This is a genomic window from Egbenema bharatensis FJBBOT/2019, from assembly GCF_048077055.1.
In the GTDB taxonomy this organism is placed as follows: Bacteria; Cyanobacteriota; Cyanobacteriia; order Elainellales; family Elainellaceae; genus Egbenema; species Egbenema bharatensis.
In genome coordinates, this window is record NZ_CP182236.1 from 5,903,729 (window position 1) to 5,921,268 (window position 17,540).

The following is a 17,540-nucleotide window of genomic DNA, read 5'->3' on the forward strand; positions in this document are numbered from 1 at the left end:
TGAAATCAAGAGATGAAATCAAGCAATTAAATCTTGACGTTTAAGACGTTTAAGAAGAGCGATCGCGTGAAAAGTCTTGCCCTATGGTAGCGATCGGGCACAGAAAATGGATGAAGCGAATTTAGAGCTTCATTGCAAAAGCGTAAAGCGCAGATGAAATTTGGGTGGCGAGGGTTTAAGCAGTAGCTTGGCAATCAGAAACGCTATTGGGACAGAAAACCAGCCAGCACGAGGGGAATAAATAGCAGGACAACAACGATCGCCAGTAGCGTTACAGGATCAACCTTGATCACATTTCTATCTTGATTTGTAACTTTTTTACTCATTTTCTAAAAGCTCCGATTCAATCAGGCGGAATTTAATAATGTCATCAGGATAGCGGAATCTGTCCCCCTGACGAAAGCAGTCGATACGATCGCCTGAGGTTAAGTAGTACTATAGGGATCAAGCTCAAGACTTATTGAAATTATCAGTTCTCCGCTATAAATTGTTACTTTTATTTTTATGCAAAGCAATGAAAACACCAGATGCATTGACGCAATTTTCTGCGTTGACCAATTACCGTGCAAAGGCAGTGATCGGTACATTTAGAGGGCGGTTAGGAGGAAACAATCGGCGGGATGATTATACGCTGACGGTCTCTCGTCGGAGCAGTTTTTCGGTTGCTTTAACGGGGTTGCGTTCTAATGCTGATCTGCAACTCCGACAGAGCAATGGGCGTTTGATTGCTCGATCGAACCGTCCAGGTTCCAGACCCGAACGCATTCGCCGGATTTTAGAACCAGGCACTTATACAGTACGGGTACTGCGACGGGAAGGCAACACTCGCTATCGGCTGACGATCGCCGATCAATCCAATTCATCTCTGCCAAACAATTCGATTATTAATTCTCCCAATCATTCTACTGTTCCCACAAATCCATTCCAGAGCTTGTGGGGTGAATACCGGGGAGTTGGGGTAACGACCATTGGAAAAATTGATCCTTTATCTGGGCAGCTCTACAGCACCAATTCTTTCCAGACAACAATTATTGCTAATGTCAGTCAACCTGCAACAGCGGGTGGAATCACAGAAAGTAATCCATTCAATTTATTTGTTGGTTCCTCTCCCAGTGAAATCGCTCAGAACGTAGAAGGTGCAATTTCTATCCATTCGGCAATTCCCTTTACCTTCCGGGGCGGATTCCTGGTGCAGTACTGGCAGCTTCAATACCAGGGAAATCAAATTAGCGGAACATTAACGAATCCGAACACCGCGATCGCCGCTGCCACCAATTTGTTTAACTCCACGAAGGATTTAGGATTGGGGCTGACCATTCCCTTCCCCTACGCGATGGATGCGGGCACCACCCTCCAGGGAACTCTGAGTGCAAACGAACTGCGGATTCAAATTCAAGGATTGGACACGGGTAGAACTCGTGTTTTTGTCTCTGATATTGTGGCGCAGCGAGTTTAGGGGTTCACCCAGCCACCCAGAAGAACCTGCTCAAGGGTTGTATAATCACATCCGTCTCGATTAACTCAGTCGGGACAATTTTGCCTATGGGCTTATGACTAATTTGAGTGTTAGCGTATACATCGTGATGATCCTTCACCTTTTTTGAACGCATGAGGACTGTTGTGAGGAAGTTTTTAAGTGCTATCCCTGGGGCTTTGCTGAGTTTGGGACTACTAACACCGATCGCCGATGCTCGTCCCCTGATTTCCAGTGGTGAAAAACCGATCGAGACTGATCTTCAGGGTTGCCTGGGGCGGGCGGATGAGTTGATTAAAACGCTGGCCATCATTTCATCCGGGCAAGGCCCCTATCACCGCTCTGGTTACTATGAGGATGGAGCATTTCGGATTCTCTGCTATGAAACCGGGCAGGAACGCAGTCTGGCTATTATCTTCGTCGCCCACGAAACCTCTCAGGAAGTTGCAGATACATTTCTAGATTTGCTGCTCAATGAGTTTTGATTCCCTCTGCCCTCGATCAGCCTATCCACCATGAGCTACTGCCTCAACCCCACCTGCCGCAAACCGCAAAACCCTAACAATGCCAGGTTTTGCCAGACCTGCGGGACGAGGCTGCTACTGGACAATCGCTACCGGGCGATCAAGCTGATTGGTCAGGGAGGGTTTGGGAGAACGTTTCTGGCGGTTGATGAGGCGAGCGATAGGATAATTAATGAGAGGGCTGCGTCTGCGCCCTGCGTGATCAAACAACTCTTCTCCCGCGATCGCCAGATTTCCCCTGAAAAGGCGATCGCATTGTTCCATCAAGAGGCGATGGGGTTGGCTCAGTTGGGAGAACATCCTCAGATTCCAGCCCTGTTTGCCCACTTTGAGGTGGATGGAACTCAGTATTTGATTCAGGAATACATAGATGGGATCAACCTGGAGGAGATCCTGGCGGCAGAAGGAACCTTTAATGAATTCCAGGTGCGGGATCTGCTGGCCGATTTATTACCTGTGGTGCGGTTCATTCACAGCTTTCAACTCATCCACCGAGATATTAAACCAGAGAATATTATTCGTCCTCGTGGGGGCGGCCCGCTGGTGCTGGTCGATTTTGGTGCATCAAAGTCTGCTACGGACACAGCCCTGGCCCGAACGGGAACGGTGATTGGCAGTGCAGGCTATGTTGCTCCCGAACAGGCGATGGGGCGGGCGGAGTTTGCCAGCGATCTCTACAGTTTGGGTGTCACCTGCATTCACCTGATGACGGGACTCCATCCGTTTGATTTGTATTCGATCAGCGAGGATCGATGGGTCTGGTCGCAGTATCTTCCCCCTGCGACCAAAGGACGAATCAGTGGACGCTTGCGCCGAGTCCTGGACAAGTTGCTGCAAAAACCGACGAATCAACGCTATCGCAATGCAACGGAGGTATTGCTGGATCTGGGATTGGAATCTAAGACTGGCTCTCTCCCTGGTGCTGCTGCTGCCAAACCACCCGATCGTCAGCGCAATCAATCGCGTTCCCCTCAGTCTGGACAATCGGCCGTGGAGGAAATGCACTGGCGATGTTTGCGATCCCTTACGGGTCACGAAGGTGGGGTAACGGCTCTGGCTCTCAGCCCTGGGGGACGGATTCTGGTCAGCGGCAGTGGGGATAAGAGCATTAAATTCTGGAGCATGGAAACGGGCAGGTTACTGCATACTATTCCTGGTCGATCGCTTTGGGGGGGAACGGGTCATACGGAGCGGATCAGCAGTCTTGCCTTTAGTCCGGATGGGGAAACCCTGGCCAGCGGCAGCGATGATGGCACGGTCAAATGGTGGGATCTTGATACTACCCAGTTGATCTATACGCTACCCAATCATGGCTGGGGGATTTCGACTCTGCGCTTTAGTCCAGATGGATTCAGTCTGGTATACGGCAGCCGTGATGGATTCGTCCAGATGTGGGATCTGGAAACCGAACGCATCTTCCGCACATTTAATCAGCATCAAGCCCAGATCAGCGATCTCCAATTTGATACTGACGGCCGCACCCTGATCAGCAGCAGCTACGACAAAACCATTTGCCTCTGGGATGCCCGATCGGCGAAGCTGATTAACTGTCTGACTGCCCACCCCGATCGCATCAGTGCCCTGGCCCTTACCCCCGATCGTCGCTTGCTGATTAGTGCCAGTTGGGATAAAACCGTGAAGCTCTGGGATCTGGAATTTGCCACCCAGCGGAAGGTGATTGCCGCCCACCGGAAGCCCGTCACCTGCCTGGCTATGCATCCCAGCGGTCAGTTCTTCGCCAGCGGCAGTGAAGACAGCTACATCAAACTGTGGGATCTGGAAACGGGCGATCGGCTCTGTTCCCTGCGCGGATTTTGGGGAATTAATGCGATCGGTTTTAGTCAGGATGGGAACTACCTGGTCAGCGGTAGTGCCGATGGATTGGTGAAAGTCTGGCAACGGCTAGAAAAGTAAAAACAGCTAAGACCGTTAAAGCCTCTATACGCTAACGACGCTACGGGTTGGGAGCAGGAAAATTAAGCCCTATCAGCACTTTCATCTTTACCAACTCCACATATAGGAAAATTAATACAAAAGAACCTAGTCGAATCCTATATCTAGTGTCATTATAGGAGCGTCACGCCCGCTAGACCACGCTATCGCTAGTGTGGTTCCCTCCTTTCTTCAGGTTCAATCCTCACCCATTGAGCTGGCTGACATCGTTGATTATCATATCGCTCGGTGTTTAAAGCCCATGACTTACCTTCTCTCTGCCGCCAAACTTCAAACCTATTATCGTTGTCCCCGGGCCTACTATTTCCGGTACCAGCGGCGAGTGGAAAGTGCTGCCTTCTTCGGCTCGGCTGCCCTGGGAACCTCCCTGCATCAAGCCCTGGCCCAAATCTATCAGGACTGGCACTATCAAGATCCGATTCCCCGCTGGGACTGGTTTGAATACTGCTGGAGTCAGCGAGTAGAGGAACTGACCCCTACTCAAGCCGACGAAGGGCGATCGATCCTGAAGCGATACTACAAGATGTTTATCTTGAATCAATCTGCGATGCGTAAACCCCTGGCGGTTGAGGGCAGAATTCAGGGACTCCTGCGGGCGGAAAATCTGGAGTTCACGCTCTCCGGACGGTACGATCGCATCGACTATCTGGACGATGGGCTGGAGCTGATTGACTACAAATCGGCCAAGGAAATTGAATTAGCTGAACCCGACGAGATTGATTTGCAGATCGGTCTGTATTACCTCGCCCTGGAACAACGCTACCAACGCAGTCTGAAGCGATTGAGTTTGCTGTACTTACGAACCGGCGAAAAGATCAGCTTTGATGCCTCACCCACCCATCGAGAACGGGTCAAAACGGTAATCAGCGATCTGGCAGTGGAACTACGGCGCGATCGCAAATGGCTACCCTTCCCCGGAAATCAATGCAACCGCTGTGCCTACGCCCGGTACTGTTCCGCCATGCGCCCCGATCCCGATCCCTTACCAGAGGATACCCGCCCAGAACCCGGACTCCAGTTGGTGTTGAGCATATAGGGAGTGAGGAGTGAGGAGTGAGGAGTGGGGAGTGGGGAGTGAGGAGTGAGGAGTGAGGAGTGTTCGCGGAGCGTGGGCGAAGCCCGTAGGAGTGAGGAGTGAGAAGTAGGAAGTAGAAAGTAGGGGCGCATTGCGATGCGCCCATGCAGGGAGTGAGGGTCAGAGAGTGAGGGTAAGGATCTGAGAACACCCATTGAAGCAAACGGATCGATTGCCGTAGCGCAGGCAGCGTTTCGACTGAGCGCTCAAGCCGAAGTCTTGCCTGCCAGCGAAGGAAGTATGGGTCATAGCCAGTGCCAAAGCGGATACATCCAAGGCTCCAGGCTGAATTACCCAACGGCCAAACGCCGATCGATTGAAGTGGATAACCAATTAACTATAAGCTGTGGGATGATATCTTCTTCTGCAGTTCAGTCCACTGCTTCGCAGAAGCAAGCTACAGTCCTCAGTCCTCAGTCCTCAGTCCTCAGTCCTCAGTAGCCCTCAGTAGCCCTCAGTCCTCAGTCCTCAGTCCTCAGTCCTCAGTAGCCCTCAGTCCTCAGTCCTCCAATGGTATACGCGATCGATTTTGGTACAAGTAACACGGTAGTGGTGCGTTGGAATCCGGTGACGCAAGAGCCAGAAACGCTATCTTTACCGGGATTGTCGTTACAAATGACAGAGAATCCGCCCTTGATTCCCAGCTTGCTCTATGTGGAGGATGCAGCCCGGTCAGAGGTGCTGGTGGGTCAAACCGTCCGCGATCGCGGCTTAGATTTGGGGAATGATCCGCGCTTTTTTCGCAACGTGAAGCGGGGGATTGGGGCAGAGGTTCAGGGGTTTTTGCCAGAACTGGATGGGCGATCGGTCAGTTTTGAGCAGGCAGGGGAATGGTTTTTGACGGAGGTGATTCAAACCCTTCAGAAAACCGATGCCCTGGATTCGCTGGTGTTTACTGTTCCAGTGGATAGTTTTGAAGCCTACCGACTGTGGTTGACGGAAGTGTGTCGATCGCTGCAAGTCAGTCAGGTGCGAATGCTGGATGAACCAACGGCGGCAGCCCTGGGCTATGGTCTGGAAAATCAGGGAACGGTGTTGGTAGTGGACTTTGGCGGCGGCACACTGGATCTGTCGCTGGTGCGGTTGGAGGGCGGTCGATCGGCCCAATCCAAGAGCCAGTCTAAGACCCAGACCCAGGCGAAGAAGCCGATCGGGTTTCTGCTGAAGTGGGGCGAGAAGGTGCTGGAGGAGTCTACCCAGCGACCGAAACTGGCCAAAGTGTTGGCTAAGGCTGGACAAAACCTGGGCGGTTCGGATATCGATAACTGGATTGTGGATTACTTTGTTCAGACCCAGGGAATCACCCCAACGGCTCTGACGGCTCGATTGGCGGAACGGTTGAAAATTCAGCTTTCCCAGCAGACGGAAGCCACCGAGGTTTACTTCAATGATGAGACGTTTGAGAGCTACGAACTCAGCCTCGATCGCCCTCAGTTCCAGTCCATTCTGCAAGCGCATCAGTTTTTTGCCCGCCTGGATGCAGCCATGACCCAGGTATTACAGCAATCTCAGCGGCAGGGTTTAACGCCCGAAGAGATTGACGCAGTACTGCTGGTGGGGGGGACGACCCAAATTCCGGCGGTGCAGGAGTGGGTGGCGCAATATTTCCCGGCAGAAAAAATTCGTTCCCAACATCCCTTTGAGGCGATCGCCCAGGGGCCCTCCAGTTGGAGCAGGGTGCAGAGGTGAAGGACTTTCTCTACCACAGCTACGGCATCCGCTACTGGGATCGACGCAACAATTGTCATGGCTGGCATCCCATCATCAAGCAGGGACAGCCCTACCCCATGCCCCAACCCGTCGAACTATTCCTGGGAGCGTCTCTGGAAAATCAGCCCAGCATTGAACTGGTGATTGGGGAACTGGGAGACAATACTGCCAGTACTGAAGTTTACTTTGATGGCGATCGGCTTGTAACGCGCACTATTGCCGCCGACCAACCCATTGTCAAACCGCTGAACGACACCACCGAAGCCCGCACGATCGCCCAACTGTCTCCCCCTGGCTATCCCGGCAGCGATCGGATTAAGGTACTGTTCCGCGTGGATGAGAACCGCTTTTTACGGATCACCGTTGAGGATATTCTGACGATCCAAACCCTGGTGGCCGATCGGCCAGTGGTGCAGTTGAGTTAAACCAAACGATTTTGGAGGATAGCTTGACCTACCATCAAGACTTTTACGCCTGGACACAGGAACAAGCCCAACTGCTGAAGACCCATCAAGCAGACCGGCTGGACTGGAAAAATTTGGCGGAGGAAATTGAAAGTTTGGGCAGGCAAGAACGACGTGAGTTACGCAATCGATTGGCGGTTCTGGTAGGGCACTTGCTGAAGTGGCAGTATCAACCCGATCGCCAGGGTGCCAGTTGGCGAATCACCATTCGATCGCAGAGAGCAGAAATCCAAAAACTGCTCCAGGAAAATCCTAGCCTCAAGTCTTATTTGCCGGAAGCGGTACAGGATTCCTACCTGGAAGCATTAGCCCTGGCAATTCGAGAAACCAATCTTGAAGTTTTCCCAGAGCCATGCCCTTACACCGTTGAGCAGGTTTTAAATGAACCCTTTTTACCGTAAATAATTTGCTGCCAACTTTACCTTCAGTTTGGTTAATCACTCGATCGCGTGTCGCCCTCTATAACCTCGCGCCATTTGCTAGATTAAAGATCTTAAGGATCGTGAATTGAACAACTTGCCAATTTTCTGCCTTGCTGACTGGGCGGGCAAGATGCCCGCCCCACAAGAAATTCAGGTTATTTAATTTGCATTCCTAAGACAAACGGCTCTGGCGTTATAAACGATCTACAAATTCTCTGCGCCGATCCGATCGAGTAGTAGTCTGTAGGCACAGTGTTCTACACCGCGATGCTGGAGAGGGACAGCGGCATCGTATAGGGTTTGATAATGCGTTGATGGGCTTAAAATCCTGATTGTGATTCAGTCATCAGCGATCGGTTCTCTGGCAGGCAGGACTTCGGCTTGAGCGCTCAGTCGAAACGCTGTCTGCGCTACGGGTTGATGCAACGGTCGATTTGATGCAACGGTCGATCGGTTCTCTGGTAGGTAGGATGCCTGCGCTACGGTAATCGATCCCTTTGCTTCAATGGATGCTCTCAGATCCTTACCCTCATTCCCGGCATGGGCGCATCGCAATGCGCCCCTACTCCTCACTCCTACGGGCTTCGCCCACGCTCCGCGAACACTCCCCACTCCTCACTCCTCACTCCCCACTCCCATGCCTACCAGTATCTTCAACATCTTCAAGATCGGCATTGGGCCCTCCAGCTCCCACACCGTTGGCCCGATGAAAGCCGCATTGCAATTTGTCCAGGAACTTGCAGCAAAGGAGCAACTCTCTCAGGTGCAGCGAGTGCAGATTGATCTGTATGGTTCATTGGGAGCAACGGGACGGGGGCATGGTAGCGATCGCGCTGTGTTGCTGGGGTTAAAGGGAGAGGCTCCAGAATCGGTGAATCCGGACGCAGTGGAAATAGATTTACAGCAAATCCAGACCTCTGGAACGCTGAAACTCCTGCGCCAACAGCCGATCGCCTTCCACGAAAAAACGGATCTGAACTTCCACTGGAAGCCCCTGCCTGCCCATCCCAATGGCATGACCTTTACGGCTTTCGATTCGGCGGGTATCGAATTGCTCCAGCGCACCTATTACTCGGTGGGAGGAGGATTTGTGGTAGATGAAACCCTAACCAGCATCGATCGCTCTCCTCAGCAAAGCGCTCCCCTCCCCTATCCCTTCAAGACCTGTCGGGAACTGTTGGATTTTTGTCAGCGCGATCGACTTTCGATCAGCCAACTGATGGCGGAAAACGAGAAGGTATGGCGCTCGGAGGCAGAGATTCGAGCAGGGGTGCTGCGGTTGTGGGAGGTGATGCAGCAGTGCGTCGTGCGGGGGTATCAGACGGAGGGGATTCTTCCCGGTGGCTTGAAGGTCAAACGGCGTGCCCCAGATCTCTACCGTTCTTTGAGCGATCGCACGGATGCGACCCTGAGCGATCCCCTGACGATTCTGGATTGGGTGAACCTGTACGCGATCGCGGTTAACGAAGAGAATGCAGCGGGCGGACGGATGGTGACGGCTCCGACGAATGGCGCGGCTGGAATTATTCCGGCAGTCCTGCATTACTACAGTCGGTTTTGTCAGGGCGCGACAGAAGCGGGTATCATCCAGTTTTTCCTGGTGGCGGGAGGAATTGCCATGCTCTACAAGGAAAATGCATCCATCTCCGGGGCGGATGTGGGCTGTCAGGGGGAAGTGGGCGTGGCCTGTTCGATGGCGGCGGGTGCTCTGGCAGAAGTGCTGGGGGGTACGCCAGAACAGGTGGAAAATGCGGCTGAGATTGGCATGGAGCATAACCTGGGGCTAACCTGCGATCCGGTGGGCGGACTGGTGCAGGTTCCCTGTATTGAACGCAACGCGATGGGGGCGATTAAAGCCATCAATGCAGCCCGAATGGCTCTGAAGGGAGATGGGAAACACTACGTTCCGCTGGATAAGGTGATCAAAACCATGCGGGAAACGGGAGCCGATATGAGCGATAAATACAAGGAAACCGCCAGGGGAGGATTGGCGGTCAATGTGGCTGAATGTTGATAAAGAGGGAATCACACAAGCTGAAATTCTTGTGGGGTGGACATCTTGCCCGCCCAGTCAACAAAGCAGAACGATTGCCCAGGGCATTTAATCTGTCATGCCAAAGACCTACTGTCGAATCGCCCGAAACATCCCAAACCGACATAATCCCGCACCAAACGCCAACCGCATTAACAACAGCGTCGGTACTTCTCGCAGGGATTTGAGAAAACCCAACCAGCCAAACTGAACTAATCCAGCCGGACGAATAATTCCCTGCCAAATAGAATCCAGCCAGGAGGGTAGGGTTTCCTGCGTCCAATCCGCTGTTTGTACCTCACCTGCGGTCAAACCCGTCGCCGCTAACAGTTCGGCAAATCCCTCAATACTGGCAAATTCTGGATGGGCCCATTGATCCAGCAGTTGCCGCATCACCCATTGCTCCCACAGCACCAGCGGCCGTTGCCGGGCATCTCTCTGATTCCAATCGGCCACCACCAAAATTCCACCGGGCTTGAGGACGCGCATTAATTCCTTGGCAAATACTGCCTTATCGGGCATATGGGGCCCCGCCTCGATGCACCACACTACATCAAAGCTGGCATCCGGGAAGGATAGATTCATCGCATCATCCTGCTGGAACTGGGCTGGGACATCAGGGGGTGTGAGTTCCTGGGCCCGCTTCACCTGCTCTGGACTGATGGTGATGCCCGTAACTTGAAAGCCGTAGTCCCGCGCCAGAATCCGACTGCTGCCGCCGATACCACACCCAACATCTAAGACCGTTGTGCCTGCGGGCAGGGAATCTAATCCACCCCAGCGCACCATCTCATGGACAAAGTCGGCTTTGGCTTCCCGGAAGTCCTTTGCCTGGGGCGGAGAGCCGTAGTGCCCTAGATGAATATGTTCTCCCCAGTAAAATTCCAGAATGCCATCCTGGGTTCGATTGATCGTAGGCACTGGAAACAGAATCTCCCGACTGATAGCGACGGGCACTGAGGAAGTAGATAAGTCCTAATCCAAGGGCGATCGCCAATACTGGCCAAATAATATTCATAAACAATCTTTGCAGAGCCGGGGCATTCCAATCAAGTTGGGTCTGGTTCAAAACAAACCTTCTTCATTCTGGGCCGCAAAGGTGGTGATTTTCAAGGGAGTGAGGAGTGAGGAATGAGGAGGGGGGAGGGGAGAATGGGGGGTGGGGATTAACCTTCGGCCATGCGGGTGGTGCGGAAAGTGACGTTGGCTCCCTCGTTGAGTTGTTCCAGGACGAGCAGGGGAGTGGGTTTGGCTTTTTGATCCCAGTGCATAGTGGCGATCCGTCCCTGAATCGTCGGCTGCCAGTTTTGATCCGCCTGCTGACTCATGAACTTCTGCATACAATCAATGATCTGTCCGATCGTGACGGAGGTGGGCTGAGTGGGCAGTTTCGTCAGTTTGACCTGAATTCGGAACAGGACGCGCTTAGTGCCACCCTTAGGAGAGTTGGATGGATCGTATTCCACATCAAATACTTCATCAATTTGCCGCCCGGAACCACTGGCAATTCCCAGCATCCCCTGTTCTGCCTGAGTGGGGCGCAGGGCGATCGAGATTTTTTCCTTCACCCGAATTTTGATCTGGTTCATGATGATGAAGTGGAATTGTTCTTCCTCCATCCGCATTCTCAGATAATCCAGGTTAAATTCCCGCGAGTGGATCAGGTCAGGGTTCCGCTCCATTTTGCTGATGGTGTTGAGAGCCAGTTTCAGCTTTTTCTGAAGCTCCCGGTTTTTAAATTCTTCAAACCGTTTTTGTTTTTCTAATTTGGTCGTTTTGATTTTAGTGTAGGCGGCCAGTCCAACCAGCAAAAACAGGAGGACTCCTGACGTAATCATCCAAATATTTTGCACAGGGGAAACGGTGGCCTGGGCAGGTTTTGCCGCCTGGGCTAATTGAGGTTCTACAAGGATGATTGGGTGTGACATCGCTGATGCCTTGTGCTTAAGAGTAAATTGCTATGTAATACCGATTTCAATGGTTTGTGGAGCAGATGGGTCTTTGTAAGGGCGCACAGCAGTGCGCCCCTGCCAGGATTTGCAACTTCTGCCAATTAAATTGGTATAACTTTCAGGATTCCCTGTAAATGCACCTCGATCGCACCCTTCGCAGTCAATTCTTCTTTCGATCCTACTCCAAACCTTTCAAGAAACCTGGATAGATTGGGCAAGCCCTAATTCGTCCATCTCGATCGCACGCCGCGCGCATCAATGTGGCAGAGGTAGGGATAGGCACGGTACCGTCCTAAGCCGCCTGTCCACCAGGGGTCGAGGGCGCGATACAGTTGATCCCCGGTCAGTCCATCGACATAAAAATCGATCGCATCACCCACAATATGCCGACTTTCAGAGGCTCCCCCGACCGCCTGATTGATTTCTGGGGGACGATACCAGCTCGTAATGTAGAAGGGCCGACCAATCCGGTTACGGGCCTGCTGAGCTAATTGAGCAAGTCGGACGATCGCATCTACCGTTGCCTGGTTGGGGGGCATCCGTGCTCCACCCCGCGTTGCCTCTGCCCAGGTAAAGCTGCCGTTGGGAATAATGGAGGCATGAAGCTGAAGGTTGCTGGGAGTCCAGCGGGCCGGACGGGGGGAAGGGGGCCAGCGTGGGGTCGCGGTGGTGCATCAGGAGAATCCCAGCGGGTATGCTCCATGCGGCGAAGATCTTCCAGCAGGGCTTGTACAGTGGCATTGCGGCCTTCCAACCTGCGCCAGATCTGCACCAATCGAATCAGTGCCTCTCGCTGCTGTTCGTTTTCCTGATAGTCAATTGGGACTCGACGGACAAATTCCAGCAGGGCGCGATCGAGTTGGGCTGCTGCATTAACCAGAGCCGTATTGTTGGGATTGCTGGAGGTGAGCAACTGGGGATCAACCCCCAACTGCTTCAGGGCTGTGGTGCGGGAATCCAGCCCAAACCAGAGGCGATAGGCTTCTGTGAGGGATTGACGTTGCTCCCCCCGACCTTGATAGAACTGGGGAATACGCTGCACGAAGGCCACTAATACGGGATCAATAATCCGAATATTGGTTTCAGCAGAGGTATTGTTTTGCAGAGAAGCGATCGCCTGACTGCGGGAATCCAACTGTCGCCAGAGTTGGGTCAGCCGAACCAGAGCCTCCCGCTGATGAGGATATCCAGCATAGAAGGGCGAAAGCTGCTGCATGAACTGAACGAGGGGTTGATCCAGCCGGGTTTCATCCAGGGTGTTGAGGCTGGGATCCGATTCATTCAGCCGAAGCAGGGAGGCGATCGCAGCCTGACGGGTATTCAACTTGCGCCAGATCCGGACGGCTTCCAGCAGGGCATCGCGCTGATAGGACAGTCCAATGTAGTAGCGGGGCAACCGTTCGATAAACAGCAGCAGGGATGAATCCAGATAAGACAGATTTTGCGGCAGATCATCCGCCCGATACTCGCGGGTTAGATCCTCCAGGTAGGCTTGCAGGAGGGCTTGACTATCGGTGGATTCCAGCCGTGCGGCAGATAAATCACTGGCAGGAGGATTATAGCCACTGGCGATCGCCTGGACAAAGCGATCGGTGTAGCGGCCCTGTTCGCTATTCCAGAAATCCTCGCCTTTCCAACCCTGAGCCGTGAGGGCATCGGTCATGCTGCGGATGGTGTTGGCGGCAAACTGCACCTGCCCTGGAAAAGTGCTGACCTCTTCCGGGGGAACCCGATTAGCCGGAGCCATGCCTAAACCCGTTTCGCCATCGCGGAGGGTCGGGCGACGGTGGGCATCATAAAGAGCCGCCAGGATTGGTTTATGGATGCCTGTACGGGCTGCTTCGTCGAGGTAGTAGTAATTACGCTGATCGGCATTTAGTCCAGCCATAGCTGCCAAAGAGTCTCATTCACATTCTGATAAATACTAGATGAACTTGGTCAGATCAGCGTCAATGATATACAACATTACACAGGCATTTTGTCGAAGTGAATCGGTGGATAAATTTTTAGTCAATTTTTTGTCGATTTTTGATGGTTCACTTTTCGCTAACTGACCTAAACTATGGCATCATTCATCAACGCCCAAGGAAATGACTGGCATCTATGAACCGTATGGATAAAACGATGACGCTAGAGGAAATTCTGAATCTGACTGAAACCCTCTCCCTGTCGGATAAGGTGCGTCTGCTAGAACAAGTTGCACCTCAAATTACCCGGGAACTGTCCAACAACAGTCCCCAACAAACTCCCCGCAAGTCCTTAATGGGGATTTGGCGTGGCTTAGATACGATCGAGGCAGAATTGGTCGAAGCGCGGCGGGGAATGTGGACCAATTTTCCCAGGCGTGGGGTGTAACCCCTTAGCAGTTGAGGGGTTTACTTAAAGTAAATCAACAAATTCAGCCCTGGAATGGTGCGAGAAAGCGTCCAGAGCAGTAGCGCAAAGTAAAACATCCCGATGCCCCACTGATACCACACCAAGGTCGTCACCAAGCCGGGAACGTGTTCATCGCGGAGGCGAATGTCATTGAAGCCAAATTTCAGCAGGTTGTTCAAACTAAAGTCGAAATAGATCAGCCAACCCCAGCGGCGATCGCACTGAATGGGGATATAGCGTTCGCGGAAAAAGGGATAGTCGGGAATGATCGGGAGTCTGCCGATCAAAAACCGCAGTTGCCGCAAGGTGCCATCTTCAACAAAGTAGGTGGTGGTGAGTTGATCATGATATCGTCCTTGCCAGTAGATCCAGATCAGCAGCAGCAGTGGAATCGGCAGCAGGGTTGCTTCCATGCAGGCTAAGGTTAACCAGGGTTGATCGCTACTTTGAAAGACGATCGCCAGTCCGGTGAGGGTCAGGGCACTAAAGCCGCTGATCAGCCAGGCGGTTTCCGCTGGGGAAGGCACAATGGGTTTGGGGCGCAGCCGACGGAAGCGATCGATTAACCAGAACATGACTCCAAAGTGGGCAATGCCGATCATTTCGATGCCAAAAATCAGTCCGACTCGCGTTCCATAGCGGGTTAACAGTAGGAGGATACTCAATCCTAGCCAGCGGAAGGTAAACAAAATCCGATCGATCGGTGTCAGCGGTTCGCCTACGGAGATGCGATCGCGGACTTTGACATAGGTGGAAAAATCAACGCCACCGATCTGAAGCAGTTCGTTAAAGCTGCGGATTGGATTCTGCTGTCTGGCTTCAAGGATGGCATCGGCTTGTCGTTTGGAGAATCCTAAACTTTGTAAATGCCAGCGGCTCACCTGGTTAATATTTGTACCCAGTAATCGTTGCCGCTGCTCTCTAGCGCGAATTTTTTCAATGGTATATTCAATCTCGTTGGCATCCCCTAGCTGCTGCAATTCCCAGAAGTTTTGGACTAAATTTCGCATCACGGTTTCGTTCCCTTCCAGATTCGGCACCGAGAGAACTTTGCCAATCTGCCCCGGATCGCCCAGAATCACGGCTTGCTTTGGATCAAACTGGAGATTAGCCACATTGAGGTAGCTGCCTTTGGCAAAGCTGGCATCGGCAAAGTCCGTTTGGTCGAGAAGGCTGGCTCCCCGCAGGTTTACCGATCGGTTGAACTGCGCCTGCCGAAAGCTGACTGCTTTTTCAAAGGTTGCTTCTGTCAAAAACAGCGATCGCCCAAATTTATCCCGCTCAAACCAGACTTTGTCCTGCCAGTGGGTTTGGGAAAAATCGACGTTATCCTGCCAGACGATGCGGCTGAGGTTAGCGGATTGGTGAAAAATGGACTGATTGAAATTGGCTGTTGCCTGAAATTCGCTGCTTTGTAAGTTGACGGGACTCTGGAATTCCACCTGATTCAGCCGCACTCGATCGAAAAAAATGGCATTGCGCCAGCGGACAGCTTGTTGAAATACCGCACCAGACAGGGTGACTTTGCGGCTAAATCGACTCCCAGACCAGTCTACGTCCTGAGTGAAAATGGCTCCAGGGGCATCCACTCGCCCCAGAAAGAAAGTATAGGTGAAGTTAACAAATCCTTCAAACTGAGTTTGAGCAAGTCGCAGAGTGCCGCGCAGTACGGTAATTTGGACGGGTTCCATCCGGGTTTGGAGCAGCAGCGATCGAGAGAGTTGGTTAAGCTGGGAAAGCCGTCGTCGATCGCGTTCAAACTGGGCTTGTTCGGCTGGGTTGAAGAAGGGCGGGAGGGTTTTGCCATAGAGGGGAATCCGCAGGGCCAGGTCGCTGATTTTGAGTTCGCCTCGAATGCGGGAGTAGCTGAGGTCTAGCCCCAGGGGGATGGTCGATCGCTGGATTTGTTCTCGAACCAGTTGATAAAACTGCTCTCGAAATTCGGCGTTGTCGGGCCGGAGGTCGATGATCAGGTGGCGCAGGTCGATCGTCCGGCTGCCTTCGGTTTGGGTGGGGGTTTTCAGGCGGGTTCTGAGCAGTTCCAGGGTGAGGGGAACGGGGTCGGGCTGGGCGGTGGCGGCCCAACTGGGGAGGGGACAGGATACCAACAGCAGCAGCAACAACAGGAAGGCGATCGCGGTTTTGGCAAGGGACGGGAGGACGGAACGCCATCTGGGTAGTGGTTCAGGATTTTGGGAGGGACGCGATCGGTTTGGGGGCATTATGATGGTTGGCGATGGAAGCGGTAATCATTATGCCTGAATTAATGATTATTTTTTAACTTGTAATATGATTTGTGGAGGAAAGGATTACCTTAAAATGCGAGGCAGAGTTGTTTGAGGGAGAAACGATCGAATCTCTGGTATACAAAATTCGGATATTTCAGGAGTGAAAGAGTAGAGTTCTTTGAGCTGTTCTGCCTTGATGATGTTTTTTAATCTTGACTGTGGCTTGTCAGTTAGGTTGATTAGGTTACGGAGTTTAATACGGGAGCATCTCATTCAGTAGATTTAGCGGTTTTCGTAGCGCAGGCATCTTACAGCACTTTCGAGGTATATGAGGTACACTTAAAAGGAGATTAGAGGTATCAAGAATCCCGATGAAAGCCTACTCCGTTGATTTGAGAGAAAAAATAGTTAATGCTTATGAGAGAGGCGATACTTCAATTAGAAAAGTAGCCACTCAGTTTGGCGTTGCGAAAAGCTATGTCCAAAAGCTGCTCCTCCTTAAGAAAACTCAGGGACACTTGGCACCCAAGAAGCAAGGTGGAACAATGAAGGGACAGTTAGATGAGTACGGTAGCGAATTAACTGCAATGGTACAAAGCCATCCTGACGCAACTTTAGCAGAATATTGCGAGTATTTTGGAGAGCAATACAACGTTTGGGTCTGTCGCAGTGTCATGTGCTGTGCCTTGCAAAAACAACAACTCACGCGAAAAAAAAGACCTTACGCAGCACTCAAGCGAACACAGAGCGGGTGCAAAAGCTGAGAGTAGAGTATTGGGAGAAGGTCAAACCCATCGAGGTAGAGAACCTGGTGTTTCTAGACGAGATGGGAGTTCTACTCGGGTTGACCCGTACCCATGCTAGAAGCAATCGAGGCGATAGAGCGTATGACTTTAAGCCCTACTATCGAGGTGAAAAGGTGAGTGTGATTGGGGGCATCAGTTGCAAGCAGGTGTTGGCTCTCATGACACTAGATGGTTCAGTCAATGGCGATGCCTTCAAAGTTTTTATCGAGCATTTCCTGCTGCCGCAGTTATGGGAGGGTGCAGTAGTGGTGATGGATAATTTGCCTGCTCATAAAGTTGAAGCAATCGAGCCTTTAATTGAATCAGTAGGTGCCAGTGTTTTGTATTTGTCGCCCTATTCTCCTGAATTTAATCCCATTGAGCATTGGTGGTCACAATTGAAAGCATTCCTGAGACTATTTTCTCCAACTACTGCATCTGGTGTGGATGGTTTAATCGGAATAGCACTTGAGTTAATGAATCCTGAACACCTCAAAAATTGGTTTACACATTGCTGCTACTGTACCTCATAAACCCCGAATCCG

15 protein-coding genes and 2 pseudogenes are annotated in these 17,540 nt (G+C 52.0%); 10 read left to right on the top strand and 7 right to left on the bottom strand.

Annotated elements, in window-relative coordinates; all coding sequences use genetic code 11:
• Positions 1-203 precede the first annotated feature (203 nt).
• On the bottom strand, positions 204-326 hold the full coding sequence (locus ACM1PF_RS27600) for a hypothetical protein (protein WP_416669284.1): 123 nt from the start codon (positions 324-326) through the stop codon (positions 204-206).
• A 188-nt stretch (positions 327-514) separates the two neighbouring features.
• Here ACM1PF_RS27600 and ACM1PF_RS27605 point away from each other — a divergent pair, with 188 nt between their 5' ends.
• The 6 genes and pseudogenes from ACM1PF_RS27605 to ACM1PF_RS27630 all read left to right on the top strand — a co-directional run bounded on the left by ACM1PF_RS27605 (position 515) and on the right by ACM1PF_RS27630 (position 7,601).
• Positions 515-1,456 carry a PPC domain-containing protein gene (locus ACM1PF_RS27605; protein ID WP_416669285.1) on the top strand — a complete coding sequence of 314 codons (942 nt, stop codon included), beginning with the start codon at positions 515-517 and terminating at the stop codon, positions 1,454-1,456.
• A gap of 164 nt (positions 1,457-1,620) precedes the next feature.
• Positions 1,621-1,959 (top strand): hypothetical protein, encoded by a 339-nt coding sequence (locus ACM1PF_RS27610; RefSeq protein WP_416669286.1) that lies wholly within the window; start codon positions 1,621-1,623, stop codon positions 1,957-1,959.
• A gap of 30 nt (positions 1,960-1,989) precedes the next feature.
• Positions 1,990-3,912: a protein kinase domain-containing protein gene (locus ACM1PF_RS27615; RefSeq protein WP_416669288.1), complete on the top strand. Its 1,923-nt coding sequence runs from the start codon at positions 1,990-1,992 to the stop codon at positions 3,910-3,912.
• A gap of 280 nt (positions 3,913-4,192) precedes the next feature.
• Complete coding sequence (locus tag ACM1PF_RS27620; protein ID WP_416669289.1) at positions 4,193-4,987, top strand: RecB family exonuclease; 795 nt, start codon at positions 4,193-4,195, stop codon at positions 4,985-4,987.
• Between the two features lie 549 nt (positions 4,988-5,536).
• A pseudogene (locus tag ACM1PF_RS27625) lies at positions 5,537-7,161 on the top strand (Hsp70 family protein).
• Between the two features lie 23 nt (positions 7,162-7,184).
• Positions 7,185-7,601, top strand: a complete 417-nt coding sequence (locus tag ACM1PF_RS27630; protein ID WP_416669291.1) for a DUF29 domain-containing protein — start codon at positions 7,185-7,187, stop codon at positions 7,599-7,601.
• A 360-nt stretch (positions 7,602-7,961) separates the two neighbouring features.
• Here the strand turns inward: ACM1PF_RS27630 and ACM1PF_RS27635 are convergent, their stop codons facing one another.
• Positions 7,962-8,234 carry a hypothetical protein gene (locus ACM1PF_RS27635; protein ID WP_416669293.1) on the bottom strand — a complete coding sequence of 91 codons (273 nt, stop codon included), beginning with the start codon at positions 8,232-8,234 and terminating at the stop codon, positions 7,962-7,964.
• Between the two features lie 25 nt (positions 8,235-8,259).
• Between ACM1PF_RS27635 and ACM1PF_RS27640 the strand changes: the two genes are divergently transcribed.
• Complete coding sequence (locus ACM1PF_RS27640; protein ID WP_416669295.1) at positions 8,260-9,636, top strand: L-serine ammonia-lyase; 1,377 nt, start codon at positions 8,260-8,262, stop codon at positions 9,634-9,636.
• A 108-nt stretch (positions 9,637-9,744) separates the two neighbouring features.
• Here ACM1PF_RS27640 and ACM1PF_RS27645 read toward each other — a convergent pair.
• The 4 genes and pseudogenes from ACM1PF_RS27645 to ACM1PF_RS27660 all read right to left on the bottom strand — a co-directional run bounded on the left by ACM1PF_RS27645 (position 9,745) and on the right by ACM1PF_RS27660 (position 13,494).
• Positions 9,745-10,672: pseudogene (locus tag ACM1PF_RS27645) on the bottom strand (methyltransferase domain-containing protein).
• Between the two features lie 148 nt (positions 10,673-10,820).
• Positions 10,821-11,582, bottom strand: coding sequence for a hypothetical protein (locus tag ACM1PF_RS27650; protein WP_416669297.1), 762 nt, complete (start codon positions 11,580-11,582; stop codon positions 10,821-10,823).
• Between the two features lie 245 nt (positions 11,583-11,827).
• Positions 11,828-12,145, bottom strand: coding sequence for a D-Ala-D-Ala carboxypeptidase family metallohydrolase (locus tag ACM1PF_RS27655; protein WP_416669298.1), 318 nt, complete (start codon positions 12,143-12,145; stop codon positions 11,828-11,830).
• Entirely contained in the window at positions 12,121-13,494 is a 1,374-nt protein-coding gene (locus ACM1PF_RS27660) for a peptidase M15A (RefSeq protein WP_416669300.1), read from the bottom strand. Before ACM1PF_RS27660 ends, ACM1PF_RS27655 begins: the two co-directional genes overlap by 25 nt.
• Before the next feature lie 215 nt (positions 13,495-13,709).
• On the opposite strand from ACM1PF_RS27660, the gene ACM1PF_RS27665 reads away from it, so the two are divergent.
• The gene (locus ACM1PF_RS27665) at positions 13,710-13,961 is read left to right on the top strand and encodes a hypothetical protein (protein WP_416669302.1); all 252 of its coding nucleotides are present in this window, start codon (positions 13,710-13,712) and stop codon (positions 13,959-13,961) included.
• 20 nt (positions 13,962-13,981) lie between these two features.
• Here the strand turns inward: ACM1PF_RS27665 and ACM1PF_RS27670 are convergent, their stop codons facing one another.
• Positions 13,982-16,204, bottom strand: a complete 2,223-nt coding sequence (locus tag ACM1PF_RS27670) for a pentapeptide repeat-containing protein (RefSeq protein WP_416669304.1) — start codon at positions 16,202-16,204, stop codon at positions 13,982-13,984.
• 377 nt (positions 16,205-16,581) lie between these two features.
• Between ACM1PF_RS27670 and ACM1PF_RS27675 the strand changes: the two genes are divergently transcribed.
• Positions 16,582-16,974 (top strand): helix-turn-helix domain-containing protein, encoded by a 393-nt coding sequence (locus ACM1PF_RS27675; protein WP_416666324.1) that lies wholly within the window; start codon positions 16,582-16,584, stop codon positions 16,972-16,974.
• Positions 16,962-17,528 carry an IS630 family transposase gene (locus tag ACM1PF_RS27680; RefSeq protein ID WP_416666323.1) on the top strand — a complete coding sequence of 189 codons (567 nt, stop codon included), beginning with the start codon at positions 16,962-16,964 and terminating at the stop codon, positions 17,526-17,528. The genes ACM1PF_RS27675 and ACM1PF_RS27680 overlap by 13 nt, the downstream gene beginning before the upstream one ends.
• Positions 17,529-17,540: the final 12 nt, after the last annotated feature.